The 23,537-nt window shown below is 70.9% G+C and carries 23 protein-coding genes and 2 pseudogenes; 11 read left to right on the plus strand and 14 right to left on the minus strand.

Annotated features, from left to right (window positions below):
• Nucleotides 1-24 precede the first annotated feature (24 nt).
• From ACRAWB_RS10485 to ACRAWB_RS10505, 5 genes and pseudogenes are all read left to right on the plus strand, one after another.
• A pseudogene (locus tag ACRAWB_RS10485) lies at nt 25-2,186 on the plus strand (alpha-galactosidase).
• Between the two features lie 54 nt (nt 2,187-2,240).
• Nucleotides 2,241-2,681, plus strand: coding sequence for a MerR family transcriptional regulator (locus ACRAWB_RS10490; protein WP_431353268.1), 441 nt, complete (start codon nt 2,241-2,243; stop codon nt 2,679-2,681).
• Complete coding sequence (locus ACRAWB_RS10495) at nt 2,678-3,679, plus strand: NAD-dependent epimerase/dehydratase family protein (RefSeq protein ID WP_431353269.1); 1,002 nt, start codon at nt 2,678-2,680, stop codon at nt 3,677-3,679. Before ACRAWB_RS10490 ends, ACRAWB_RS10495 begins: the two co-directional genes overlap by 4 nt.
• Before the next feature lie 85 nt (nt 3,680-3,764).
• A complete protein-coding gene (locus ACRAWB_RS10500) occupies nt 3,765-5,081 on the plus strand; it encodes a MinD/ParA family ATP-binding protein (protein WP_431353270.1) in 1,317 nt (438 codons plus the stop codon).
• A gap of 103 nt (nt 5,082-5,184) precedes the next feature.
• Nucleotides 5,185-6,036, plus strand: coding sequence for an alpha/beta fold hydrolase (locus tag ACRAWB_RS10505; protein WP_431353271.1), 852 nt, complete (start codon nt 5,185-5,187; stop codon nt 6,034-6,036).
• A gap of 11 nt (nt 6,037-6,047) precedes the next feature.
• Here ACRAWB_RS10505 and ACRAWB_RS10510 read toward each other — a convergent pair whose 3' ends face one another.
• The 5 genes from ACRAWB_RS10510 to ACRAWB_RS10530 all read right to left on the minus strand — a co-directional run bounded on the left by ACRAWB_RS10510 (nt 6,048) and on the right by ACRAWB_RS10530 (nt 11,010).
• Nucleotides 6,048-6,827: a hypothetical protein gene (locus tag ACRAWB_RS10510; protein ID WP_431353272.1), complete on the minus strand. Its 780-nt coding sequence runs from the start codon at nt 6,825-6,827 to the stop codon at nt 6,048-6,050.
• Entirely contained in the window at nt 6,824-7,390 is a 567-nt protein-coding gene (locus ACRAWB_RS10515; RefSeq protein ID WP_431353273.1) for a GNAT family N-acetyltransferase, read from the minus strand. The genes ACRAWB_RS10510 and ACRAWB_RS10515 overlap by 4 nt, the downstream gene beginning before the upstream one ends.
• 40 nt (nt 7,391-7,430) lie before the next feature.
• Nucleotides 7,431-8,567: a peptidoglycan-binding domain-containing protein gene (locus tag ACRAWB_RS10520; protein WP_431353274.1), complete on the minus strand. Its 1,137-nt coding sequence runs from the start codon at nt 8,565-8,567 to the stop codon at nt 7,431-7,433.
• A gap of 66 nt (nt 8,568-8,633) precedes the next feature.
• Nucleotides 8,634-9,647 (minus strand): tellurite resistance/C4-dicarboxylate transporter family protein, encoded by a 1,014-nt coding sequence (locus ACRAWB_RS10525; protein ID WP_431353275.1) that lies wholly within the window; start codon nt 9,645-9,647, stop codon nt 8,634-8,636.
• 73 nt (nt 9,648-9,720) lie between these two features.
• Complete coding sequence (locus tag ACRAWB_RS10530; RefSeq protein ID WP_431353276.1) at nt 9,721-11,010, minus strand: DUF445 domain-containing protein; 1,290 nt, start codon at nt 11,008-11,010, stop codon at nt 9,721-9,723.
• On the opposite strand from ACRAWB_RS10530, the gene ACRAWB_RS10535 reads away from it, so the two are divergent.
• From ACRAWB_RS10535 to ACRAWB_RS10545, 3 genes are all read left to right on the plus strand, one after another.
• On the plus strand, nt 11,009-11,275 hold the full coding sequence (locus ACRAWB_RS10535; RefSeq protein WP_431353277.1) for a LapA family protein: 267 nt from the start codon (nt 11,009-11,011) through the stop codon (nt 11,273-11,275). The genes ACRAWB_RS10530 and ACRAWB_RS10535 overlap by 2 nt on opposite strands.
• A 114-nt stretch (nt 11,276-11,389) precedes the next feature.
• Nucleotides 11,390-12,484, plus strand: a complete 1,095-nt coding sequence (locus ACRAWB_RS10540) for a fatty acid desaturase family protein (protein WP_431353278.1) — start codon at nt 11,390-11,392, stop codon at nt 12,482-12,484.
• A 151-nt stretch (nt 12,485-12,635) separates the two neighbouring features.
• Nucleotides 12,636-12,956: an ATP-dependent DNA ligase gene (locus ACRAWB_RS10545; protein WP_431353279.1), complete on the plus strand. Its 321-nt coding sequence runs from the start codon at nt 12,636-12,638 to the stop codon at nt 12,954-12,956.
• Here the strand turns inward: ACRAWB_RS10545 and ACRAWB_RS10550 are convergent.
• A pseudogene (locus tag ACRAWB_RS10550) lies at nt 12,953-13,488 on the minus strand (GNAT family N-acetyltransferase). The gene ACRAWB_RS10545 and the pseudogene ACRAWB_RS10550 overlap by 4 nt on opposite strands.
• Nucleotides 13,489-13,498: 10 nt before the next feature.
• A complete protein-coding gene (locus ACRAWB_RS10555; protein ID WP_431353280.1) occupies nt 13,499-14,092 on the minus strand; it encodes a TetR/AcrR family transcriptional regulator in 594 nt (197 codons plus the stop codon).
• A 59-nt stretch (nt 14,093-14,151) separates the two neighbouring features.
• Here ACRAWB_RS10555 and ACRAWB_RS10560 point away from each other — a divergent pair, with 59 nt between their 5' ends.
• Nucleotides 14,152-14,601, plus strand: coding sequence for an SRPBCC family protein (locus tag ACRAWB_RS10560; RefSeq protein WP_431353281.1), 450 nt, complete (start codon nt 14,152-14,154; stop codon nt 14,599-14,601).
• 12 nt (nt 14,602-14,613) lie between these two features.
• Here ACRAWB_RS10560 and ACRAWB_RS10565 read toward each other — a convergent pair whose 3' ends face one another.
• Nucleotides 14,614-15,030, minus strand: a complete 417-nt coding sequence (locus tag ACRAWB_RS10565; RefSeq protein ID WP_431353282.1) for a GNAT family N-acetyltransferase — start codon at nt 15,028-15,030, stop codon at nt 14,614-14,616.
• Nucleotides 15,031-15,234: 204 nt separating this feature from the next.
• On the opposite strand from ACRAWB_RS10565, the gene ACRAWB_RS10570 reads away from it, so the two are divergent.
• Together ACRAWB_RS10570 and ACRAWB_RS10575 are read left to right on the plus strand one after the other, a co-directional pair.
• Nucleotides 15,235-16,251: an alcohol dehydrogenase catalytic domain-containing protein gene (locus ACRAWB_RS10570; protein ID WP_431353283.1), complete on the plus strand. Its 1,017-nt coding sequence runs from the start codon at nt 15,235-15,237 to the stop codon at nt 16,249-16,251.
• Nucleotides 16,227-16,871, plus strand: a complete 645-nt coding sequence (locus tag ACRAWB_RS10575; protein ID WP_431353284.1) for a zinc-binding dehydrogenase — start codon at nt 16,227-16,229, stop codon at nt 16,869-16,871. The genes ACRAWB_RS10570 and ACRAWB_RS10575 overlap by 25 nt, the downstream gene beginning before the upstream one ends.
• Nucleotides 16,872-16,873: 2 nt before the next feature.
• Here the strand turns inward: ACRAWB_RS10575 and ACRAWB_RS10580 are convergent, their stop codons facing one another.
• From ACRAWB_RS10580 to ACRAWB_RS10605, 6 genes are all read right to left on the minus strand, one after another.
• Nucleotides 16,874-17,860, minus strand: a complete 987-nt coding sequence (locus ACRAWB_RS10580) for a LacI family DNA-binding transcriptional regulator (protein ID WP_431354500.1) — start codon at nt 17,858-17,860, stop codon at nt 16,874-16,876.
• A 108-nt stretch (nt 17,861-17,968) separates the two neighbouring features.
• Nucleotides 17,969-18,685 (minus strand): gluconate 2-dehydrogenase subunit 3 family protein, encoded by a 717-nt coding sequence (locus ACRAWB_RS10585; protein WP_431353285.1) that lies wholly within the window; start codon nt 18,683-18,685, stop codon nt 17,969-17,971.
• Between the two features lie 35 nt (nt 18,686-18,720).
• Complete coding sequence (locus tag ACRAWB_RS10590) at nt 18,721-20,370, minus strand: GMC family oxidoreductase (protein ID WP_431353286.1); 1,650 nt, start codon at nt 20,368-20,370, stop codon at nt 18,721-18,723.
• A gap of 42 nt (nt 20,371-20,412) precedes the next feature.
• Nucleotides 20,413-21,354, minus strand: a complete 942-nt coding sequence (locus tag ACRAWB_RS10595) for an aldo/keto reductase (protein ID WP_431353287.1) — start codon at nt 21,352-21,354, stop codon at nt 20,413-20,415.
• A gap of 32 nt (nt 21,355-21,386) precedes the next feature.
• Complete coding sequence (locus ACRAWB_RS10600; RefSeq protein ID WP_431353288.1) at nt 21,387-22,376, minus strand: LacI family DNA-binding transcriptional regulator; 990 nt, start codon at nt 22,374-22,376, stop codon at nt 21,387-21,389.
• A gap of 55 nt (nt 22,377-22,431) precedes the next feature.
• Nucleotides 22,432-23,514: an ABC transporter permease gene (locus ACRAWB_RS10605; RefSeq protein WP_431353289.1), complete on the minus strand. Its 1,083-nt coding sequence runs from the start codon at nt 23,512-23,514 to the stop codon at nt 22,432-22,434.
• Nucleotides 23,515-23,537 lie beyond the last annotated feature (23 nt).

Below are 23,537 nucleotides of genomic sequence, written 5' to 3' on the forward strand. Positions count from 1 at the left end.
GTCCGCTGTACGAAGGAGAACCGCGTGCCCCTGCAGAGCATCCACCTGACGGCCGGCGGCGTGAGCGTGCTGCTCGACGTCGCCGACGACCGGCTGCCCGCCGTCGCCCACTGGGGCGCGGCACTCGGCGAGCTGGATGCGGCAGGCGCGCGTGATCTCGTGGCTGCGGGCGACCGTCCGGTCGTGGCGAACACCCCGGATGTGCCGACACGGCTCTCGCTGCTCCCTGAGCAGCACACCGGCTGGCTGGGCCGTCCCGGACTCAGCGGCAACCGCGACGACGGCGGTGCGTGGTCGCCGTGGTTGCGAGTCGTCTCCGTGGACACCGGCTCGGCCGACGAGCGCGACGGTCTCGCCACCGTCCCCGGCGGTGTCGTGCGGATCGTCGCGCGCGATGAGGAGGCTGCCCTCGAGGTCGCCTTCGACATCGAGCTGACGCCGCAGGGCGTCCTCCGCGTCGCCGCGACGCTGACCAACCATGGCGGCGCCTACCGGCTCGACGACCTCTCGCTCGCCCTGCCGGTGCCCGCCCGCGCCCGCGAGGTCCTGGACTTCGCCGGCCGCTGGGGCAAGGAGCGCACCCCGCAGCGCTCGCCGCTGACCGTCGGCGCCCACGTGCGAGAGGGCCGGCGCGGCCGCACCGGCGCCGACGCGGCCACCCTGCTCACCGTCGGCGAGCCGGGATTCGGCTTCGCGAGCGGCGAGGTCTGGGGCCTGCATGTCGGGTTCAGCGGAGACCACCGGCACTACGCCGAGCGGCTGTCGGGCGGCGACCAGGTCGTCGGCGGCGGCGAGCTGCTGCTTCCGGGCGAGATCGTGCTCGCCAGCGGCGAAGCTACCGGACACCCTGGGTCTACGGCGTCTACGGCGACGGGCTCGACGACCAGGCCGGCCGACTGCACCGCTGGTTGCGTGCGCGGCCGCAGCATCCCCGGCGACCGCGTCCCGTCACCCTCAACGTCTGGGAGGCGGTCTACTTCGACCACGACCTGGCGAACCTCACCGCGCTCGCCGACCGCGCGGCCGCACTCGGCGTCGAACGGTACGTGCTCGACGACGGCTGGTTCCGCCACCGCCGCAACGACCGCGCCGGCCTGGGCGACTGGTACGTCGACGAGACCGTCTGGCCCGACGGCCTGACGCCCCTGATCGACCGAGTTCGCTCGCTCGGCATGGAGTTCGGCCTGTGGTTCGAGCCTGAGATGATCAACCCCGACTCCGACCTCGCCCGCGCGCATCCCGAGTGGATCATGCAGACCGGCGGCCGGCTCCCGGTGGAGGCGCGGCATCAGCAGGTGCTGAACCTCGGCATCCCCGAGGCGTACGCCTACGTGCGCGACCGGATGGTCGACATCCTGTCGCACAACGACATCGCCTACATCAAGTGGGACCACAACCGCGACCTGGTGGATGCCGGGAGCCTCCCCACGGGCCGTCCGGGCGTGCATGCCCAGACCCTCGGCGTGTATCGGCTGATGGACGAGCTCAAGGAGCGCTTCCCGGACCTCGAGATCGAGTCGTGCAGCTCCGGCGGCGCACGCGTCGACCTCGGGGTGATCGAGCGCACCGACCGGGTCTGGGTGTCGGACTGCATCGACCCGCTGGAGCGCCAGGGCATGATGCGCTGGACGCAGCAGCTCCTCCCGCCGGAACTGCTCGGCGCCCACATCGCCTCCGGCCGTTCGCACACGACCCACCGCGTCCACTCGCTCGCGTTCCGTGCCGCGAGCGCGCTGTTCGGTCACCTCGGCATCGAGTGGGATCTGACCGAGGCGTCCGACGCCGAGCTCGACCAGCTGCGCGAGTGGATCGCGTTCCACGTCGAGAACCGGGACCTGCTGCACGCCGGCGACCTGGTGCGGATGGACGAGGTCGACCCGTCCCTGCAGATCGGCGGCGTCGTGGCCCCCGACGGCGGCCGGGCGCTGTTCGCCCTGGCCTACGTCTCCCGCTCCGACGTGGCGCCGATCGGCCGCGTCACCCTGCGCGGGCTGCACGCCGACCGTCGCTACCGCGTGCGCCTCCTGCCGTTGGGGTCGCCCCGCGGCGAAGGCGCGGCGCCCGCCTGGGCCGCGGACCCGGACGGGGTCGTGCTGACCGGCGCGGCGCTCGCGAAGGCGGGTGTGATGTCGCCGGTGTCGTATCCCGACACGGTGTGGCTGGTGGAGGCGACCGCGGTCGACTGAGTCCGCCCGCTGCCGACTTGACTTCAAGCGCTTGAGGTCTGTTCTGATGGGGACATGAGCACGCTGACCATCCAGGACGTCTCCCGCCAGAGCGGGCTGAGCGAGCCGACGCTGCGGTACTACGAGGAGGTCGGCCTGCTCGGCCCGATCGCCCGCGACGAGCGCAGCGGCCACCGCCGGTACGCCGAAGGCGACCTCGACTCCGCGCAGGTGCTCGCCTGCCTGCGCGCCATGGGCGTCGGCATCGAGGACATGCGCACCTACCAGGCGAACCGCCGCCGCGGCCGCGCGGCGGCGGGCGAGCAGCGGGACATCCTCCTGCGTCACGCCGAGCGCGTCGAGGAACAGATCGCGACGCTCCGCGTCCACCTCGACTACCTGCGCGTGAAGTCCCAGCTCTGGGACGCCCGCGACAGGGCCGACGCCGCGGCCGAGGCCCGTGCGCACGACGAGCTCGAATCCATCCTTCCCCGACTCGAGGAGACCTTCCGATGACCACCACCGACACTCCGACCGTCCTCGTCACCGGGGGCAACGGCTACCTGGGCACCCGGCTCGTCGCCGACCTGCTCGGCACCGGCGTCGCCGTCCGCACGACCGTCCGGTCGCTCGACCGCGCCGACGACGTTCGCGCCGCGGTCCGCCGCGCCGGAGCGGATGACACCGCACTGTCGTTCGCAGCAGCGTCCCTCACCGACGACGAGGGATGGACGAACGCGCTCGCGGGCATCAAGGAGGTGCACCACACCGCGTCCCCGATGATCCTCGGGACCACGCCCGACGAGGTGGTCGTCCCGGCTCGCGACGGCGCCCTGCGCGTGCTCCGCGCGGCCCGCGACGCGGGTGCGCGCAGGGTCGTGCTGACCTCGTCGTTCGCCGCCGTCGGCTATTCGCCGAAGCCGGTGCGCGAGTACGACGAGAGCGACTGGACCGACCCGGCCACCCCGGGCCTGCCCGCGTACCCGCTGTCCAAGGCGGTCGCCGAGCGCGCCGCCTGGGACTTCGTCGAGCGCGAGGGCGGCGGCCTCGAACTCGTCGCGCTCAATCCGACCTGGATCGCCGGCCCGACGCTCACCGCGTCCGTCCGCTCCTCCCTGTCCGTCTTCACCGGGATGCTCGACGGCACGATGACCGCGGTCCCGAGGCAGCGGTTCGGGATGGCGGACGTGCGCGACGTCGCCGCGGCGCACCGCGCCGCGATGGCCACGCCCGAGGCGGCCGGCAACAGGTACCTGCTGCTGGCCGACGGTCCGACCATGACGTTCCTCGACGCCGCGAACGTGCTGCGCGAACGCCTCGGCGAGCTCGCCGCGCGCGTCCCCACCGAGGAGCTGCATGGCGACGAGCCGGCGCCGCTGGTCATCCACAACGAGAAGGCGAAGCGGGAGCTCGGCCTGCGGCCGCGTGCCGCCGCCGACACGATCGTCGAGACCGCGGAGAGCCTGCGCGATCTCGGCCTGCTGACCGACCGGGCCAATCTGTCAAGACCCTGAGCGTCCCTGGACGCGCCTCCCGGACCGGTCTACCGTCTGTCGTCGGTCTATGCCGTCTCGTGACATGGGCCGCGGAAGGAAGCACGTGTCCCTTGATCTGTCCCCGTCACCCCAGCTCAGCGCCCGGTTCTCGCCCGACGCGACCGGGGAGCTGATCGTCGACGGCGTGCCCGAGACCTTCGCCGCAGAGAGCACGGAGCGCCTGCGCGAGGCCGTGCTCGGCCGCGTCGGCGAGATCGCGGCCTCCGCGGGGCGGCCGGTCCGCCTCACCGTCTCGGACGAGGAGGGCGACTGGCTGCTCGCCATCCAGCCGGACGGCAGCATCGGCGACGAAGAGGCGCTGTCCGTCGCCCAGGGCCCCGACCTCGCGCCGGTCTCCTCACGCCTGGCGACGACGCGCGAGATCCCGACCACCGACCCCGCCGCGACCGACAGCGGCACCACCGACGCCACCGCGACCGAGCCCGCCACCCGCGAGGCGCCGGCCCGGGAGTCGTTCCTGTACGTCGAGCGGCCGCGTCCCGACCGCGCCAAGCAGGGCTTCCGCGGCGCCCTCGCCCGCGCCGGCATGCCCCTCTCCCCCTCGGCGGCCGAGCTGCGGGAGCGGGCGGAGCTGGATGCGGTGAGCCGCCACTGGGCGGGTCCCCGCACCATCGCGATCGTCAACGGCAAGGGCGGCGCCAACAAGACGCCGACCACGGCCCTGCTCTCGGCCGTCTTCGCGCGCAACGGCGGCTCCGGCGTCCTCGCCTGGGACAACAACGAGACCCGCGGCACACTCGGTTGGCGCACCGAGAAGGACGACCACGACGCGACCGTCCAGTCGCTGCTCCCCGCCACCGACGAGCTGATGTCGGCCGGCGCGCGCACCGCCGACATCGGACACTTCGTGCACCACCAGAACGCCGACAAGTACGACGTGCTGCGCTCCAACCCGACCATGCTCGCCACCGAGCAGCGCATCTCGAGCGAGGACTTCGACCGCCTGCACACCGTGGCCACCAAGTTCTACCGGCTGGTGATCATCGACAGCGGCAACGACGAGTCCGCCGAGCGCTGGCTCCGGATGATCGATCACACCGACCAGCTGGTTATCGCGACCACCGCGCTCGGCGAGCACGCGGAGGCCGGCGCGCTCCTCCTCGAGGCGCTGCTGCAGCGGGATGCGCACTCGGCGCGGCTCGCGCGGGAGGCCGTGGTGATCGTGTCCCAGTCCGAGCGCACCGGACCGGCCGCCGACGTCCGCCGGGTCGCCCGGGGCTTCGAACCGCTCGCGCGCCGAGCCGTCACCATCCCGTTCGACCCGGAGATGCACGGCGGCCGACTGTCGTTCGAGTCGCTTGCGGCGCGGACGCAGCGGGCGTGGCTGCACGGGGCTGCGGCGGTGGCCGAGGGGCTGTAACGGGCTGGATCTTGTGCGGCGGCCCTCCGGCCGACGAGACTTCGTCGCGTACGCTGCCGCTCCGCGCAGCGACCCGGTTCCTCACACCCGAAGGAGTCGCACCATGCCCCTCACCTCCGCCGAACGCGACGAGATCGACGCCGCAAACGCCTCCGGACTGACGCCCGTGGTCTTCGTCCACGGCCTGTGGCTGCTGTCGAGCAGCTGGCAGCCGTGGCGCGCCCTCTTCGAGGAGCAGGGCTTCACGACGATCGCCCCCGGCTGGCCCGACGACCCGGAGACGGTGGAGCAGGCCAAGTCCGACCCCGACGTCTTCGCGGGCAAGATGGTCCGCCAGGTCACCGACCACTACGCCGAGGCGATCGATGCGCTCGACCAGGCGCCGGTCGTGATCGGCCACAGCTTCGGCGGCCTCATCGCCCAGAAGCTCGCGGGCGAGTCGAAGAACGCGGTCACCGTGGCGATCGACGCCGCGCAGTTCAAGGGCGTCACGGCGCTGCCGCCCTCGGCGCTGAAGGCCGGCGCGCCCGCCCTCCTGAAGTTCAACCACTCCAAGCACGGCGTCACCCTCACCTACGAGCAGTTCGCGTACGGCTGGACCAACGCCGTATCCGAGGAGGAGGGACGCGCGCTGTACGAGAAGTACCACGTGCCCGCCTCCGGGGTGCCGATCTTCCAGGCGGCCACCGCCAACTTCAACCCGTTCGCCGAGACCAAGGTCGTCACCGATAACCACGACCGCGGCCCGCTGCTGCTCATCGCGGGCGCCGAGGACCACACGGTCCCGCAGTCCGTCGTCGAGAACGAGTACCGCATCCAGCAGAAGAACCCCGGGGTGACCGAGCTGGTGGTCATCCCGAACCGCGGCCACTCGCTCGTCATCGACTCGGGATGGCGCGAGGTCGCCGACGAGGCACTGGAGTTCGTGCAGCGGCACGCGCGCGCGGCCGCCTAGTCACGACGCTGCTAAGCGATCACCTCGTGCAGGAAGGCGACCGCCAGCTCCTCCGCGCCCGTTCGCCGTGTGACGTCGCGGGGACGCCATCGCCGGTAGAGCTCGACCGACGCGAGCAGCGCCTCGGCCGCCTCGCGACGGTCGTAGCCGGACACCGTCGCCCGCAGCGCGGCCGCGTCCTCCGGCGCGACCGACTCCAGTCGCCGGACGCCGCGGGGCTCGGCGCCCGCCCGCACCGACGCCAGCGGGCCGAGCACCAGCGAGCGGAGCGCGGCCAGCGTGTCGAGCGCTTCGAAGAGCTCGCCGCGGGCCAGCTTGGTCGCGCCGTAGTGGATCCACGTCCAGAAGCGGTCTTCGATCCACTGCGCGTCGAACGGCGCACTCTCGGCCGGAAGCTGCGCCGCGGGTGCATCGACCGCTCCGTGCAACAGACGGAGGCCGCCCACCACCTCCGCGAACCGCGACTCCGGCAGGAAGGTGAAGTCGACGTGGAGCAGCGGCGGCCCCACCAGCGCCACGATGAGGCGCGGCTCGCCCACGTGCTCGCCGGTGAATCCGACCACGAGGTCCGTCCACGCGGCGATGAGGGCGAGCCGGTCGGCCATCACCGCGGCGTGCGACTCGTCAGGGATCGCGAGCACCAGGTCGACGTCCGAGAACGCGTCGGGCGAGCCGTGCGCGAGCGAGCCGGAGAGCGCGACGGCCGTCACCCGGTCGTCGGCGGCGATGCGCGGCAGCACGCGGTCCAGGAACTCCTGCTGCCGCTCGGGGATCCGCACGTCCCCGCTCACCCCAGCTCCCGCCGCATGATCCAGCGGACGCCGCCGCCCGAGTGCGCGTCGGTGGCCTGCAGCCGGTGGAAGCCGTGCCGCTCGAACAGCTCGACGGTCCCGACATAGCCGCTGATCACATCCACGCGGTCGCCGCCGGTGTCGACCGGATAGCCCTCCACCATCGCCGCCCCGTTCGCCCGGGCGTGCTCGACCGCGCCGTCGAGGAGATCGTGCATGAGTCCGCGCTTGCGGAAGGCGCCCCGCACGACGAAGCACACGATCGACCACGGGTCGCGGTCCTCGTCGACGTGCGGGATGGTGCGGGAGTTCATCAGGCGGCGGTACGTCGACTTCGGCGCGACGCTGCACCAGCCGGCGACCTCGCCGTCCGCGTACACCAGCACCCCGGGCCCCGGCTCCGTCTCGCACTCGTGCTGCATGTACGCGACGCGCTCGGGCATCCCGAGCCGCGCGTCCCGGTACGACATGCACACACATCCGCCGCCACCCGGCTTGCGCGGCACCATGAACGCCGCGAAGTCGTCGAACCGGCCCGTCGCAGGCAGCACGTCGATGCTCATGCGCCGAGCGTAGCGGGGACGGCCGACGCCGCGCCGCTCGTCAGCCCGCCGTGGCCGACGGTGTGGGGGTCGAGGTGGTCGCCGGCTGCTTCGCCTGGGCGAGCGCCTTCTCGAACGCGCTGATCGTGACGGCGTCGACGACCCCGGTCGCAGGGACGCCGAGGTCCGTCTGCAGCGCCATGACGGCCTCGGTCAGCGCGGGCGTCCAGGCGCCGTCGACCGGTCCGTCCCAGTAGCCGGCGAGCTTCAGCGTCTGCTGGAGGGCGATGGTGGCCGCTGTGTCGTCCTTCGCCGCCGCTCCTCCAGCGGCGGCGAGCTCCTTCTGCAGGGCTGCGGCCGTGGCCTTGTCGACCGCGCCGGTCACGGGAAGACCGTTCTTCTGCTGCAGGGCCTCCACCGCGGCGGCCGTCTGCGGTCCGTAGATGCCGTCGACCGCGCCGGTGTAGTACCCGGCCGCGGCGAGGTCGTTCTGCAGTGCAGCGACATAGGCGCCGACGGCTGCCTGCGCGTCCTGCGCCCGTTCGTCCGGGATGCAGCCGGCATCGGCGAAGAGACGCAGCCAGGCGAACTCGAGCGCGACGGCTGCGCTGTTGAACTGCACGGCGGCCTCGGCCAGCGGCGTCTCGTCGCCGATCGACTCCTGGGCGGCCGTGAATTCGGTGTCCGCGGTCTTGACCCGGTTCACGACGTCGGCGGACGGGAGCGGCGTCACGGAGGCCGAGGGAGACGGCGACGGAGGAGCCGCCGTCCCGGTCTGCACTGCGCGCAGCTTCGCCTCGGCGTCCGCCAGTTCCTTCTGCGCGGTCACCAACTGCTCGTGGGCGGCGACGGCCGCGTCCGCGCCGTCGAAGGCGGCATCCCGGGGACGGGACAGCTCAGCGCCCGCGCTTCGCACGTCGCCGACCGTCGGCGCCGTCGAGGTGAGGATGTCCCCGTACCGGTCGAGGCCCGTGATGTACGCCTTGCCCGCCTCGCAGAACGCCGCGGCGGTCGACGATGCCTCTGCCTCGGCGGAGGTCACCGCCTTCTGCTTGGCCGTCACCTCGGCTTGGGCCCGCTCCAGCTCGGTCGTCCCGCCCGAGCATGCGGTGAGGACGGCCACGGCGAGCGCCACCACCGCGAGAGCGCCCGATCGCGCGGCGCGAGTCCCCGCATCCTGCCCCGCCACTGCATCCATCGGCCCCTCCTCGGCGGCACGATGGCACCCTGGGGCGGTCCTTGGGAAGACGGCAGAATGGCGTCGTCACCGGGACGCACGCCGGGAAGGGCCGCGCACCAACGCCACAAGGCCCAACACGGCGACGACGACCCACGCCACTCCGCTCACCCACAACGCCACCTGCCCGACCGTGTTGAGCAGCTGGGATCCGGTCGCCCGCGCCAGCGCCTGGGTCGCGACGGTGTACATCCCGAGCGGGAAGACCACCGCCCAGAGCGGCGCCTCGTACCGCAGCGGTGTCCGCTTCACGAACCGCTTCCACACCGCGGCGATGACGAGGAACGGAATGCACCACGTCCCGAACCCCCACAGGAGCAGCGCCGTCCCGCTGAGGTACGGCCGCACCGCCAGCAGCTCGGGCATCAGGGTCAGGCGCCCGGCGGCGAGCGCCGAGATGGCCGCGGCGCCCATCACCACCCACGCCGTCGGTTCGACGGCCGCCTCGCTGCCGCGCCGCCCGAACAGCCGCGCGGTCAGCAGCCCGGCGATCAGGAGGTACAGGACGACGCCCGCACCCCAGAGCGCGATGCCCACGATCCCGGCGCCCAGCGTCGAGAAGATGATCGCGAGCGCCTGCGTCGCGACGACCCAGAGCATCCAGGACCCATCGACAGCCCGGGTCACGGGCTCGCCGGCATCGGAGCTCAGGACGAGCAGCGGCAGCATCCCGTACGTGACCAGCAGCCAGACCGGGACCGCGATGATGGCGGCGACCGTGGCCACCCACGGGACGCCGAGGATCGCGAACAGCGCCGCGAGCACGCCGAGCGCGGCCACCACGGTGAAGAACCCGAAGCCACGGGCGGGGTCGCGCAGGTCCGCCGCGAACCGGTCGGAGGCGGTGATCCCGCGCGCGATCAGCAGCACGGCGAGCACGACGAAACCGACGGCACCGATGACCGCCAGCACCACACCGACAGGGCGGAGGCCCGCTGTCGTGAACGCGGTGCCCACGATCCCGGTCGCCATCACGAAGGCGAACGCGTTCGACGGCAGAGTGTGGATCGGATTCCTGGTCGGCGATTGCACGGTGCTCATGGTCCCGGTGTATCCGCGCGCCGTCGCGCACTCGATCCCTTGAACCACCGGCCTCGTGGTGCGATGTGCGCTGTCAGAACAGCGCGGACACGCCCGTCGCCACGCTGTAGATCGCAAGCCCCGCGAGGGCGCCCACGACCGTGCCGTTGATGCGGATGAACTGCAGGTCGCGGCCGACCTGCGTCTCGATCTTCTCCGTCGTCTCCGACGGGTCCCACGACTGCACGGTCTCGGTGATGACGTGGGCGATGTCGCTCCGGTAGCTCGTCACGAGGTGCAGTGCCGCGCCGGTCAGCCGTGCGTTGAGCGAGGCCCGCAACTGGTCGTCCGCGCGGATCCGGCGTGCCACATCCACGACGAACGCCTCGGCACGCCGCCGCAGTTCGCCGTCCTCGTCGGCGAGCGCGTCGATCGCCGCGGCGCGGGCGGCCTGCCAGGTGGAGGCGGCCAGCTCGCGGATGCGCGGGTCGTCGAACGCGCGTCCCTTCGCCGCCTCGAGCCGTTCGATCGTCGCGTCGTCGTGCTGCAGCCGGTCGGCGAGCTGGGCCAGGTACTCGTCGAGCGAGCGACGGAGGCGGTGGTCGGGGTCATCGCGCACGCTCCGGACCAGCCGCCGGGCCTCCGCATGGAGCCGATCGTCGATCGCGCGGTCGACGAACGACGGCAACCACGACGGCAGCCGCCGCGACACGACCGACCCGAACGCCTCGGGGTTGGCCGCCAGCCACTCGTCCAGCCGATCCAGGAGGAGGTCGACCGCCTCCCTGTGGCCGCCCGAGCTCAGCACCCGCTCGCCGAGCCGGCCGAGGGGCGGCCCCCAGAGCGGAGCGACCACGTGCGTGCGGACGACCGCCTCCATCGCCTCGCGCATCCGGTCGTCGTCCACCAGGTCGGCGAGCCCGGCCACCCCCTGGAACGACTCGGCCACCACCCGCCGGGCGTTCCCCGGCTCGGCGAGCCAGTCGGCGGCGGCGCCGGCGAGGTCGATGGTGCCCAGCTTGCCGGCGACGACCTCGTCCGACAGGAAGTTCGTCTCGACGAACGCGCCCAGCGTCGCGCCGATCTCGTCCTTGCGGTTCGGGATGATCGCCGTGTGCGGGATGCGCAACCCGAGCGGATACCGGAACAGCGCGGTCACGGCGAACCAGTCGGCGAGCGCGCCCACCATGGCGCCCTCGGCCGCCGCGCGGACGAACCCGAGCCACGGATAGCGATCCTGGAGCGCGAACGACACGGCGAACACGACGGCGGCCACCACCAGCAGGCTCGTCGCGAGCGCCTTCATCCGCCGCAGGGCGAGCCGGCGTTCGGCGTCGGTCGGGAGGATGGTCACCCTGGGCACGGTACGCCATACTGACCGCATGAGCGGCGCACGCAGCCAGGGCACCTCCGGCGACAACCGGTTCGGCGAGTTCGTGAAGCGCAAGTGGCTCGCCATCGTGCTGGTCCTGCTGCTGATCGTCGTGGCGATCCAGAACGGGATCGGCGGCGATCAGGCGACCATCTTCGTGCTGTGGGGGCAGGTTCAGCTGCCGACCTGGCTGCTGGTGCTGATCGTCTTCGCCATCGGCGTGATCACCGGGTGGGTGCTGGCCCGCAACCGTGCGGCGCGGAGGGCCCGGCGCTGATTCGCTCATCGCACGTGGACCGACGAACACCCAGCTAGCGCGCCTACGCTCGGATCATCTGGGGCGTCCGCCCACATCCTCGGCTGGGAAGTCGTCTCACCAGCGGAGGACAGCATGACTGCATCCACCCTCGGCCCCGTCCTGCGGACCAGGCCTCGCACCGGCAACCGCCCGGCGGTCACCAGCACGTACAACGAACTGCTCGGACGCGTCCGCGGCGAAGGACTCCTCGAGCGGCGTCGGGGCTTCTACATCGGGGTGTTCGCCGCCCTCACCGCAGGGCTCGGCGGCGCGGTCGCCGGCTTCATCCTGCTGGGCGACTCCTGGTTCCAGCTGCTGATCGCCGCCGCCCTGGGTCTCATCTTCACGCAGTTCGCGTTCCTGGGCCACGAGGCCTCGCACCGGCAGGTCTTCGCCTCCGGCCCCACCAACGACCGGGCCGGACGACTCATCGCGACCTGGCTGGTCGGCATGAGCTACCAGTGGTGGATGACGAAGCACACGCGGCACCACGCCAACCCCAACACCGAGGGCAAAGACCCGGACATCGCGTTCGACACGATCTCGTTCACCGAGCAGGACGCCGCGCGCCAGCGGGGCCTCCTCGCCGTCATCACGCGGAGACAGGGCTACCTGTTCTTCCCGCTCCTGCTGCTGGAGGGCGTCAACCTCCACGTCACCTCCATCCGCTCGCTGCTGGCCCGGGGACCGGTCGAACGCCGCGGGACCGAGCTCGTCGCGGTCGGCCTGCGGCTCTCCGTCTACATCGCGGTCGTGTTCCTGACGCTCCCCCTCGGCATGGCCTTCGCGTTCCTCGGGGTGCAGCTCGCGGTCTTCGGCGTCTACATGGGAGCGTCGTTCGCCCCTAACCACAAGGGGATGCCGCTCCTGCCTGCGGGTTCGCGCGTCGACTTCCTCAACAAGCAGGTGCTGACCTCGCGGAACATCCGCGGGGGTCGCGGGATGAGCCTCCTGATGGGCGGGCTCAACCACCAGATCGAGCACCACCTGTTCCCGAGCATGCCCCGACCCGCGCTCCGGCGGGCGCGCGAACTCGTGCGGGAGCACTGCGCCGCGCACGACATCCCGTACACCGAGACCGGGCTGGTGAACTCGTACCGGATCGTCATCCGCTACCTCAACCGCGTCGGACTGGCCGCCCGGGACCCGTTCGACTGCCCGGCCGCGCATCGCCTCCGTCGCGCCTGACAGTCCCCTCCGCCTCCCCTGACAGTCCCCTCCACCACGTGGACAGTGTCACCCGCATGCGGGCAGACTACGAGGACACCCTCCGGTAGACGTGAAGCTTCGATTGGCACGATCTTTGCCCCCTTCCGGACCGATCCAGGAGGGCAACATCATGGGCTTCCTCAGCTACCAGAACCGCGACTTCGACATGGACGACCGCACCCTCGCGCATCTGCACGTCGTCATCATCAACAAACTCCGCCACGGGGAGAGCTTCGCGCTGTCCTGGAGGGACACCCGCTCGGTAGGCGGCGGCCGCACCAGCGTGTGGATCAGCCCGACGAGCGACCTCGTCTTCCACTACGACGGCTCGCGCACACCGGCGCTCAACCGTGAGTGGCTGAGCCGGCTCGCCCGATCGGCGGACAGCCCCCGCGGGCTGATCGTCGCTCGCGAGGACGACGCGATGCCCGCGCTGCAGCCGGCGTCCTAAACGGCGTCGCTCGCGCGCCACTCCGACCGCAGCAGGCCCATCACCACGATGTCCTCGTAACGCCCTCGGACCCAGGCGTGCTCCCGCTGACGCCCTTCCACGACGAAACCGGCCTTCTCGTACGCCCGGATCGCCGCCAGGTTGGAGGCGATCGCCTGCAGGTGGACGCGGCGCAGGTTGCAGCGGACGAAGGCGAACTCGACGATGCGCTCGATCGCGGCCGTGCCGATCCCCGTCCCCGGGCCTCCGGGAGGAGGGCGATCCCGACCTCGGCGTGACGCGCGAGGTCGTCGAACGAGAACAGGGACACACTGCCGACCGCCCCGCCGTCGGCCTCCACGACGAAGCTCACGGCTTTGTCGGGGCTTGCGTCGAGTTGCTGGAGGCGCGCCTCGTACGCGGCACGCGTCAGCGGCGCGGGCATGGACGGCGTCCGCTCATCCCAGGTGCTGAGGTCGGAGGCGATGGCGTACAGCGCGTCGAGGTCCCCCTCGGTGCGCGGCCGCAGGGTGACGTCGATCGGGTCTGACATACCCCGAACCCTATCGAGGTGGAGCGGCCGCCAGGTCCTCGGTCAGGATGCGCGCCGCGCGGCGGGCGGCCGCCATGATCGCGGCGTCGTCCGCGGTGGTGGTCGCCGCGGCCTGCACGGCGGCGTTGATCGAGAGCAGCGCCATGCGCAGAACGATCACGTCCTCCGGCGTGCCGTCCGGCAGCCGGGCGCTCAGCTCGTCCGCGAGCTGAGACAGACTCGTGCCGACCTGAGGCGTCTCGCCGTCGCGGGTCAGGCCGGCCAGCAGGCGCGGGTTCGCCGCCAGGAACCGGATGCCCTGCAGCTTGTCGGCGGTGAACGAGTCCACCCAGCGGGACACGGCGGCCGCGATGACGTCGGGTGAAGCGGGTTGCTCGCGCACCCAGGCCAGCAGCTCCTCCGCCTCGTCTCCGCGCTGATCGAGGAGGGACTGCAGGATCGCCTCCTTGCCGTCGAAGTAGTAGTAGAGCGAGGCCTTGTTGATGCCGAGCTCGTCGGCGATCTGCCGGAGCGACGTGGCCTCGTACCCCTGCTCGGTGAACAGCCGCAGGGCCGCCTGCTGTGCCAGCTCTCGGGTGCGTTCGCCGCGACGTCGAGTGTCCATGCCCCCAGCTTACCTACCGCAGGGTAGATAAACTACCTACCGTTAGGTAGATTATCGCCATGACCGAATACACCATCGTTCGCGACTACCCCTACCAGATCGAAGAGGTCTGGGCCGTGCTGACCGAGCCCGAGCAGGTCGCCCGCTGGACGACGACCGGACAGGGAGGCAGGCCGGAGGGGTTCGAAGCCGTTCCGGGCACCCGCTTCCGCTTCGTCGGCAAGCCCACCCTGGGCTGGGCCGGCGTCGTCTACTGCGAGGTGATCTCGGTCGACGCGCCGCACTCCCTCCACTACACGTGGAAGGGCGACGAGGATTCGGACGACGTCACCGACGTGACCTACCTCCTCGAAGAGTCTCCGGACGGAACCCGCTTCACCTGGCATCACACCGGGTTCACCGGCGTCGGCGGCTACGCGATGTCGAAGCTGCTCGGAAAGGTCCGCAGGAAGATGCTGACGGAGGGTGTGCCTCCCGTGCTCGAGGCGTACCACCGCGCGCGGCGGTGACCGGCGTCGCCGTCAGTCGCGCGCCACGAGCGACGCGTACTCGGGGTGCCCGTCGACGAACGTCCTGACGATCGGGCACTCGACCCGCACGCTCAGCCCTTCGTCACGCAGCGCGTCCAGCACACGCTGCACCAGGGCGGTCGCGACGCCCTGCCCTCGGAACTCGGGGAACACCGACGTCGCGATCAACGTCACCTCGTCCCCGCGGCGCGAGTACGTGATCCCGCCGAGGAGCGTGTCGCCGCTGATGGCGTCGAAGGTCCGTGTCTTCTCGTTGTCCTCGACGTAGAACTCGATGCCCGGACCGCTCTGCGCGTCCGAGGCCACCTCGTCGACCAGGATCTGTTGCGTCTCGCTCAGCGTCCCCGTGCCGTCCGGGTAGCCGGCCTCATCCGGGTACTCGAATCCCCCGCTGCCGGTGTCGCTCATCCGGTCCTCCTCCGGTCGTCTCGCCTGCTCGAACGCTATCGCCGCCGCACCCGGCTGCGCGAGCCCCGAGGTCTGAGGGAGGTGGCGCATTATCCGCTCGCGATCCCGCATGTGAAGCCCTGGGAGCGCTTCCCGCCCGCTCCTACGGTGCAGGGATCGAGAGGAGAGGGCGGGGTGACCGTCCTCATGATCAGAGGAGCGGAAATGGGTGCGAAGACGGCGGTCGTCGCCGGCGTGGTCGGTGCGGCGGCGGCAGGGCTCGTGGCGAGGGAACTCGTCAAGAAGAAGCAGGAGAGCGACGGCGACGGCCGGCATCCCGAGGGATGGAAGGCGGTGACCGTCCTCGGCGATCAGGCGGCGTTCTCGCGGGACGGCTACCCCGCGCCGCTGGAGCGGCTGCGCGAGGTGCTGGAGGTCCGGCTCGCGACGGCTCCGGGGGACAAGGGCTTCGAGGTGCACGCCCGGCTGCGGCCGGATGTCGACCCGAAGCCGGTGGTCGGCGACGACGACCCGGACCAGGCGCTGCGGGTGGCGCTGCGCGACGCGAAGCAGCTGTTCGAGACCGGCGAGATCCTGCGGGCGACACCCAGGCCGCACGGCAAGCGCAAGGCGACCCTGTTCGGCGCCGCCGTCGACAAGGCCGAGGACGAGGCGAAGGGCGCGAGGGTGTGCTGTGAAGGCTCTGTGCTGGACCGGAGTGAACGAGCTCGCGGTCGAGAAAGTGGACGACCCGTCCATCCTGAACACTCAGGACATCATCGTGCGTGTCACGCTGTCCACGACGTGCGGTTCCGATCTTCACCTGCTCGGCGGCTACGTGCCGACGATGCGGGCGGGGATGTGCTGGGCCACGAGTTCCTGGGCGAGGTCGTCGAGACCGGCTCGGCCGTCACGAAGCACAAGGTCGGCGACCGGGTCGTCGTGTGCTCCTTCATCAGCTGCGGACGATGCTGGTACTGCCAGCATGAGCTGTACTCGCTGTGCGACAACGGCAACCCCAACGCCGGCATCCCGGAGATGCTGTGGGGGCAGGCTCCCGGAGGCTGCTACGGCTACTCGCACGCCCTCGGCGGCTGGGCGGGAAGTCACGCCGAGTACATCCGCGTGCCGTACGCCGATCAGGGCGCCTTCTCCGTCCCGGAGGGGTCAGCGACCAGCGGGCCCTGTTCGCCTCCGACGCGGCGCCGACCGGATGGATGGGCGCCGACCTCGGCGGCGTGAAGCCCGGCGACACCGTCGCGGTGTGGGGCGCCGGCGGCGTCGGGCAGATGGCCGCACGCGCCTCGCTGCTCCTGGGGGCGGAGCGGGTCATCGTGATCGACCGCTACCAGGAGCGGCTGTCCCAGGTGGAGCAGGTGATCGGCGCCGAGACGATGAACTACGAGACCAGCGAAGTGCTTCCCGAACTGCGCGAGCTGACAGGCGGCCGCGGCCCCGACGTCTGCATCGAGGCGGTCGGGATGGAGGCGCACCACGACGGCCCGGACTTCGCCTACGACCAGCTCAAGCAGCAGCTGCGGTTGCAGACCGACCGCCCAACGGCGGTCCGTGAGGCGATCTTCGCGGCGCGGAAGGGCGGGAGCGTCTTCGTGCTCGGCGTCTTCGGCGGCTTCGTCGACAAGTTCCCGCTGGGCCCCATCATGAACAAGGGCCTCACGCTGCGGTCGGCGCAGCAGCACGGGCACCGCTACATCCCGATGCTGCTCGAGCGGATGGCGCGCGACGAGCTGGTCACCGAGCACCTGGCCACGCACATCCTGCCGCTCGACCAGGGCCCGCAGGGCTACGGGATGTTCAAGGAGAAGACGGACGGCTGCGTCCGGGCGGTGTTCCAGCCGTAGGGTCAGCGCGCAGGGGCGCCCGTGCTGTCCCGCACCTTCAGCTCCGGCTGGATGAGCGGGATGGTCGCGGGCGTCTCGCCGCGCAGGGCGCCGAGCACGCTCTCCACCGCTCGGCGTCCGACCTCCGTGAAGTCCAGTCGGACGGTCGTCAGCGCGGGCTGGAAGTAGGCCGACTCGTCGCGGTCGTCGAAGCCGACCACGCTCACCTCGTCGGGCACGCTGATCCCGCGGTCGTTGAGAGCCTTGATGACGCCGAGCGCCATCACGTCGTTGATCGCCAGCACGGCGGTGATGGATCGGTCCTCGGCGATCGCCAGACCGGCACGGTAGCCGGACTCCGCCGACCAGTCGTCGGACTCGAACACGGCCGGGACGGACCGGCCGGCGAGAGCGAGCTCGGTCTGCCACCCGCGCTGACGCGCCTCGGAGGCCATCCATCCCGCCGGGCCACCGACGAAGTGCACGGTCCGATGCCCGAGGTCGAGCAGGTGCCGGGTCGCCAGCTGCGCGCCCAGCGTCTCGTCGATGGAGATCGTGGCGGGGCCGGCGGGCGAGCCCTGCTCGAAGCGCACCACGGGCACGTCGGCGTCGAGCCGCTGCAGGACCTCGGTGGCCGCCGTCATGGGCGCCAGCACGACGATGGCATCTACGCCGCCGTCCACCAGGGAGTCGAGCCCGGCCCGGATGCTGGCCTGGTCGACCTCCGCGACGCTGACGAGGCTCGTCGAGTAGCCGTTCCTGCGCGCCTCCTCGGCGATGCCGAACAGCGCGAGCGCCGGGCCGTGGACGGAGAGCGCGTAGCTGAGCACACCCAGGTTCATCGAACGGCTGGTCGCGAGCGCGCGGGCGGCCGAGTTCCGGCGGTAGCGCAGCTGCGACATCGCGGCCTCGACCCGGTCGCGGATCTCGGGAGAGACGTTGCTGTGGCCGTTGACCACGCGCGAGACAGTCTGCTGCGACACCCCCGCCAGCCGGGCCACATCGACCATGCGCGCCGCACGCGGCGCACCGGCTCTCGTCTCCGTCATCCCCCAATTATGGCCGGGACCGGCCGCGCGCTCGTCAGCGCCCGGCCGGTCCCGTGATGAGCCGGCGGCTCAGCGGTTGCCGTAGCGCAGCACCGCGGGGTGCTGCTCGTACGGCCATTCGGCCTCCGGGATCATGTACTCCAGCGTCGTGTAGCTGCCGTCCATGGTCGCGGCCAGCGACGGGGGGCCGGGGAAGCCGATCACGCGCCAGCCGACGCGGTTGTCGTTTCCGCCGTAGACCGGGTCGCCGTAGAAGCCCTGCCGGGTGTTCAGGACCAGGAGCGGGAAGAACTCGAGGAAGTCCTCGTTGACCGGCTGGTTGCCCGCCGGCGCTCCCCCGCTGCCCTGGCCGTCCGACTCGGCGAAGACGAACTTCGCCGGCTTCTCCTTCTTCGAGATGATCTCGAGCACCGTGTCCTGCTGGTCGTCGTCGAGGTCGACGAAGTCGGCGCCGAACTTCTCGGCGGCGATCCCGTCGAGTTCGACGATCCCCTCGCGGTAGAACTTCTGGCGGCTCTCGATGCGCTCCTGCCAGGCCTTCTCCTCAAGCCCCTCCATGCGGAGGAAGCCCTTGCCGTCAGCCGCGGGGAAGACGAACTGCGTCCCCGCCAGCATCCGGTCGATGAACCGGACCACCCCCGCCTCGCGGGCTCCCGGGTGGTGGTCCGTCGGAATGATGCGCGCAGTGGCGGCCTCGACAGTCGCCCACTCGTGCTCCGTGAAGAACAGCGGCCCATCCGTGTCTCTGGTCGAGATCGGTACGGTGACCCATTCTGCCTGTCCCATTGTCTTCGTCGTCTCCTCTGCAGGTCCCGTGGATGTCAGTCGGTCCAGCCGTGGCGGTCCACGGCGATGATCCGGTCGGCGCAACGCCAGGCGTTCGCCATGATGGTGAGTGCCGGGTTGATGCCCGTCGCGGTCGGGAAGAAGCTGGCATCGAACACGTAGAGGTTCGGCACCTCGTGCGAGCGGCACCACTTGTCGACGACCGACGTCGCCGGGTCGTTGCCCATGCGGGCCGTGCCGAGCTCGTGCGAGGTGTTGCCGGTGATGCGCTCCATGTTGACCGGGACGACCTTCGACGCCCCCGCGGCCTCCAGGATCTCCCCGTTCTTCTTCACCTGCCACTTCTCCTGCGCGAAGTCGTTCGCGTGCGGCGTGTGGGTGATGCGCGCGACGGGGAGGCCCCAGGCGTCCTTCACGGTCGGGTCCAGGTCCACGCGGTTCGACTCGACGGGGAGGTCGTGGAGCAGGATGCCGATCTTCATGCTGTAGTTGAAGAGGTCGCGGTCGGCGTCCTTGGCGGCCTGGCCCCAGGTCGGGCGGCCGGGGAAGCTCCAGTTGACGGGATGACCCAGCATCGACGGGAAGATGAGCGAGCCGAGGATGTGTCCCCGCGACTCGTCCGTCTCGTAGAAGTCGAACGAGCACAGGTTCATGTAGTGCCCCGACCAGCCGTACAGCGGGTCGTGCAGCTCCTTGTCGAAGAGACCGACCGAGAACGAGTACTGGTGGAAGGTGGCGTTCTTGCCGACCTGGCCGCTGCCGTTGCCGAGCCCGTCAGGGAACAGCGCGGACTTCGACATCAGCAGCAGACGCGGGGTCTCGATGCCGCCGCCGCAGACGATGACGGCCTTGGCGTTCTGCACGAACTCGTTGCCGTTCTCGTCCTGGTAGCGCACGCCGGTCGCCTTGCCGGTCTTGTCCACCAGGATCTCGCTGACATAGCAGTCGGACCGCAGGTCGTAGAGACCGGTGTTGATGGCGTCCGGGATGAAGCTGATCAGCGTCGAGGACTTGCCGTTGCCCGGGTCCGGGTACTGCTGCCAGAACCCGTTCTCGCTGAACGGCTTGCGACCGCGGTACGGCTCGGTCACCATGCCCTGCGGCATCGGGAACGTGCTGTGGCCCATCTTGTTCATCGCGGTCGCGAACTTGCGGCCGATCTGGCTGAGCGGCGCCGGCTTGGTCGGGTAGTCGCGGCTGCGGCGGCCCTCCCAGCGGTTGGCACCCCCGAGACCGGAGGTGCCGAACTCCCACTCGACCCGCGTGTAGTACGGCTCCAGGTCGTCGTAGCTGATCGGCCAGTCGACCAGGCTCGCGCCCTCGACGTCGCCGTGGATCGAACGGAGACGGAAGTCGTTCTCCGTCATCCGGGGCACCATGCCGCCCCAGTGCGTCGTGCCGCCGCCGACGACCTGCGGCGTCGCCGAGAAGTTCGTGATGACGGCTTCCTCGCTGTCGTTCTGGCGGTACGTGCGCGGCTTGAGCTTCGGGTCCTGCCAGATGAAGTTGCGGTTCAGGAACTTGAGCTCGTCACCGGAGGCGTGCTCGGGCTTCAGCCACGGGCCGCGCTCCAGGCCGACGACGCGGAGTCCCGCCTCGGTCAGCACCTTGGCGGCGGTCGCCCCGCCGGCGCCGGCGCCGACGATCACGACGTCGACCGGCTCGGGGTTCTTGAGGGTGGTCATTGTCTGTCCTTCCTTGTGACGTTCTGTTGGGGGATGCGTCGCCTAGGCGAGCACCCCGGCGCGGCCCAGGCGCGCGATGGGGAGCAGTTCGTCCCACAGCGCCTCGGGGATGTCGAACTCCGCGAGCTCCACCGTCTGCGCGACACGCTTCGGCTCGGACATGCCGACGATCGTGGAGGTGACGCGCGGGTCGCGCAGCGAGAACTGCAGGGCCGCTGCGGCGAGCAGGACCCCGTGCTCGGCGCACAGCGCCTCCATGCGGCGCACCCGGTCCAGCACCTCGTCGGCGACGGGGGCGTAGCAGTAGGTGGGAACGGCGTCCGGGCCCTTCACGAGCATCCCGCCGCCGAACGGCGCCGCGTTCACGAAGGCCACGCCGCGAGCCTGCGCGTCGTCGAGCAGAGGCTCCGCCGACTGGTCGACCAGCGTGAACCGGTTGTGGCTGATCACGGCGTCGAACGCCTCGGTCGCCAGGTACTGCAGTTCGAGGTCGATCGGCCCGCCGGCGACGCCGAGGTGGCCGATCACGCCCTGGTCCCGCAGGTCGATCAGGGCCTCGAGCGGACCGCCCGGGGCCACGCCCTCCTCGAAGCTGATCTTCTCGGGGTCGTGGAGGTAGACCAGCGGAAGGTGGTCGAGGCCGAGGCGGTCGAGGCTTTCCTCGACGGAGCGGCGCACGCGGTCGCCGGAGAAGTCCGTCGTGCCCGGGATCGGGTCCACCTTGGTCGCGATCAGGTAGCCCTCCGGCACTCCCCCGTTCTCGCGGATGGCCTGGCCGATGCGCTTCTCGCTGTCGCCGCCGCCGTACTCGTTGGACGTGTCGATGAAGGTGAACGGGCCTTCGAAGACGCGACGGATGGTCGCGACGGCCGTCTCGGTGTCCACTTCGTAGCCGTACTGCGCGGGGAAGCTGCCGAGGGCGCTGGTCCCGACGCAGACGTCGGAGACGGTGAGCCCGGTGCGTCCGAGTTGTTTGGTGGTCATTGCGCTTCGCTTTCTGTCGGGGGTTCGGTGGTTCACGGAGTCCGTGAGGGTGGTGCCGTGCTCTGTCGCACGATGAGCGTGGGGCTCACCCGCGGGAGGGGGTCGGCCTCGCCGCCGCGCATCAGGTGCAGGATGCGGTCGACCGCCAGGCGTCCGACCTCTTCGAAGTCGAGGCGGACCGTGGTGAGGGCCGGCCGGTAGTACTGGGATTCGGGGACGTCGTCGAAGCCGACGACGCTGACGTCCTCCGGCACCCGGAGACCCGCGTCCGCCAGCGCTTTGACCACGCCGAGGGCCATCTGGTCGTTGGCGACGAACACCGCCGTGATCGTCGGGTTGCCGGCGATCTCGCATCCGGCGGCGTAGCCCGAGCGGGTGGACCAGTCGCCGACGAACGCCTTGTTGGTCACCCGGCCCGCCGCGGCGAGGGTTCTGGCCCAGCCTCGGATCCGGGCGTCGCTGCCCAGCCAGCCGCTGGGACCGGCGACCTGCCAGACGGTCTCGTGCCCGAGGTCCAGCAGATGCCGGGTCGCGAGCTCGGCGCCGGCGACCTCGTCGGTCGCGACGCTCCGCGTGCCTTCCGCAGCACCCGGCTCGAAGACGACCAGCGGGACGCCGGCGTCCAGTCCGGTGATGGCTTCGAGGGCCGCCTGGACCGGGGCCAGGACGACGATGCCGTCGACCGAGTCCTCGACCAGATGCTCGAGGGCCGCCTTCATCCCTGCGCGGTCCACGTCGCCGAGCGTGACGAGGTTGGTGGCGTAGCCCGCCTTCCTCGCCTCGTCCGCGATGCCGCTGAGGGCGACGGACGGGCCGTACTGGGCCAGGCCGAAGCTGACGATCCCGATGTTCATCGTCCGGCCGTTGGCCAGAGCCCGTGCAGCGGGATTGCGGCGGTAGCGCAGCTGCTGGATGGCGGTCTCCACGCGGTCCCGGACCTCCGGTGCCACGTTGGGGCTCCCGTTGACGACCCGGGAGACGGTCTGCTGGGAGACCCCGGCCAGCCGTGCGACATCGATCATCCTGGCACCGCGAGTCGTCGACTGCTTCTCGTTGCTCGAAGGTGCCGACACCGGATCAGCTCGCTGCCCGTGCGGTCCGGCGTCCGAAGTGCGACCGGAAGAATCCGGAGATCCTTTGGACGCCTCCCGCCGAGGAGAGGAAGACGGCGATGACGATCACGGCGCCCTTGATGACCAGCTGCGGCTCCGACGAGATGCCGACGAGGTTCATGACGTTGATGATCGTGGCGAGCACGAACACGCCGATGACCGCGCTGATCGGGTCGCCCTTGCCGCCCATGAGGGAGGCGCCGCCGACCACGACGGCCGCGATCGCGTCCAGCTCGTAGCCGACGCCGATGAGCGAGCTGCCCTGCCGCAGCTGGGCGGCCGCGATGAGACCGGCGAGACCGGCGAGGAGGCCCGACATCGTGTACGTGATGATCAGGTTGCGGGCGACGGGGAGGCCGGACAGGCGCGCCGCCTCCGGGTTGCCGCCGATGGCGTACAGCGACCGGCCGAAGGTGGTGAACTTCGCCACCAGCGCCGCGAGGATCATCACGACGAGGAAGATCATGACCGGGTTCTGCAGGCCGAGGCTGGTGCCGCGGGCGAACAGGTCGATGAAGGTCTGGTCGGTGATCTGGATGAGGCTGGTCGACTGGATGATGTAACTGAAACCCTTGACGGCACTCATCATCGCCAGGGTCGCGATGAACGGCGGGATGCGCAGCCACACGACCAGCAGGCCGTTGATCAGCCCGGCGACACCGCAGCAGAACAGCGTGAAGGCCACCGAGATCCCCGTCGGCATGCCCGCCTGCAGGGTGAGGGCGACGATGACGGTCGACATCGCCAGGATGGATCCCACCGACAGGTCGATGCCGCCGGTGAGGATCACGAAGAACTGCCCGACGGCGAGCACCGCCACGATGGACGCGGCCGCAATGACGTTCTCCGCGTTCCGGAGCGTGAGGAAGTCGGCCGAGACGTAGTAGCCGATCACGATGATCACGACGAGGACGAGCAGCAGGTAGCTCTTCGGGAGCAGGCGCTTGGCCACACCGCCCCACGTCGATCGGGGCTGGGCGGCCGGGGACGATCCGGTGGACGTCGCCGGCTCGGGGAGGGTCTTGTTCGACATTGTCTTTCCCGTCATTGGGTCTTCGTCAGTGGGTGTTC

This window comes from Leifsonia poae (assembly GCF_050632865.1).
In the GTDB taxonomy this organism is placed as follows: Bacteria; Actinomycetota; Actinomycetes; order Actinomycetales; family Microbacteriaceae; genus Leifsonia; species Leifsonia poae_B.

Bases quoted from the DNA above. Each gene is read 5' to 3' on its own strand.
- ACRAWB_RS10520 (WP_431353274.1), bottom strand. From the start codon at position 8,567: ATGGATGCAGTGGCGGGGCAGGATGCGGGGACTCGCGCCGCGCGATCG.
- ACRAWB_RS10560 (WP_431353281.1), top strand. From the start codon at position 14,152: ATGACCGAATACACCATCGTTCGCGACTACCCCTACCAGATCGAAGAG.
- ACRAWB_RS10575 (WP_431353284.1), top strand. From the start codon at position 16,227: ATGGGCGCCGACCTCGGCGGCGTGAAGCCCGGCGACACCGTCGCGGTG.
- ACRAWB_RS10515 (WP_431353273.1), bottom strand. From the start codon at position 7,390: ATGAGCATCGACGTGCTGCCTGCGACGGGCCGGTTCGACGACTTCGCG.
- ACRAWB_RS10505 (WP_431353271.1), top strand. From the start codon at position 5,185: ATGCCCCTCACCTCCGCCGAACGCGACGAGATCGACGCCGCAAACGCC.
- ACRAWB_RS10595 (WP_431353287.1), bottom strand. From the start codon at position 21,354: ATGACCACCAAACAACTCGGACGCACCGGGCTCACCGTCTCCGACGTC.
- ACRAWB_RS10570 (WP_431353283.1), top strand. From the start codon at position 15,235: ATGGGTGCGAAGACGGCGGTCGTCGCCGGCGTGGTCGGTGCGGCGGCG.
- ACRAWB_RS10555 (WP_431353280.1), bottom strand. From the start codon at position 14,092: ATGGACACTCGACGTCGCGGCGAACGCACCCGAGAGCTGGCACAGCAG.
- ACRAWB_RS10530 (WP_431353276.1), bottom strand. From the start codon at position 11,010: ATGCGGTCAGTATGGCGTACCGTGCCCAGGGTGACCATCCTCCCGACC.
- ACRAWB_RS10590 (WP_431353286.1), bottom strand. From the start codon at position 20,370: ATGACCACCCTCAAGAACCCCGAGCCGGTCGACGTCGTGATCGTCGGC.
- ACRAWB_RS10585 (WP_431353285.1), bottom strand. From the start codon at position 18,685: ATGGGACAGGCAGAATGGGTCACCGTACCGATCTCGACCAGAGACACG.
- ACRAWB_RS10540 (WP_431353278.1), top strand. From the start codon at position 11,390: ATGACTGCATCCACCCTCGGCCCCGTCCTGCGGACCAGGCCTCGCACC.
- ACRAWB_RS10495 (WP_431353269.1), top strand. From the start codon at position 2,678: ATGACCACCACCGACACTCCGACCGTCCTCGTCACCGGGGGCAACGGC.
- ACRAWB_RS10565 (WP_431353282.1), bottom strand. From the start codon at position 15,030: ATGAGCGACACCGGCAGCGGGGGATTCGAGTACCCGGATGAGGCCGGC.
- ACRAWB_RS10535 (WP_431353277.1), top strand. From the start codon at position 11,009: ATGAGCGGCGCACGCAGCCAGGGCACCTCCGGCGACAACCGGTTCGGC.
- ACRAWB_RS10600 (WP_431353288.1), bottom strand. From the start codon at position 22,376: ATGATCGATGTCGCACGGCTGGCCGGGGTCTCCCAGCAGACCGTCTCC.
- ACRAWB_RS10605 (WP_431353289.1), bottom strand. From the start codon at position 23,514: ATGACGGGAAAGACAATGTCGAACAAGACCCTCCCCGAGCCGGCGACG.
- ACRAWB_RS10525 (WP_431353275.1), bottom strand. From the start codon at position 9,647: ATGAGCACCGTGCAATCGCCGACCAGGAATCCGATCCACACTCTGCCG.
- ACRAWB_RS10545 (WP_431353279.1), top strand. From the start codon at position 12,636: ATGGGCTTCCTCAGCTACCAGAACCGCGACTTCGACATGGACGACCGC.
- ACRAWB_RS10490 (WP_431353268.1), top strand. From the start codon at position 2,241: ATGAGCACGCTGACCATCCAGGACGTCTCCCGCCAGAGCGGGCTGAGC.
- ACRAWB_RS10580 (WP_431354500.1), bottom strand. From the start codon at position 17,860: ATGGTCGATGTGGCCCGGCTGGCGGGGGTGTCGCAGCAGACTGTCTCG.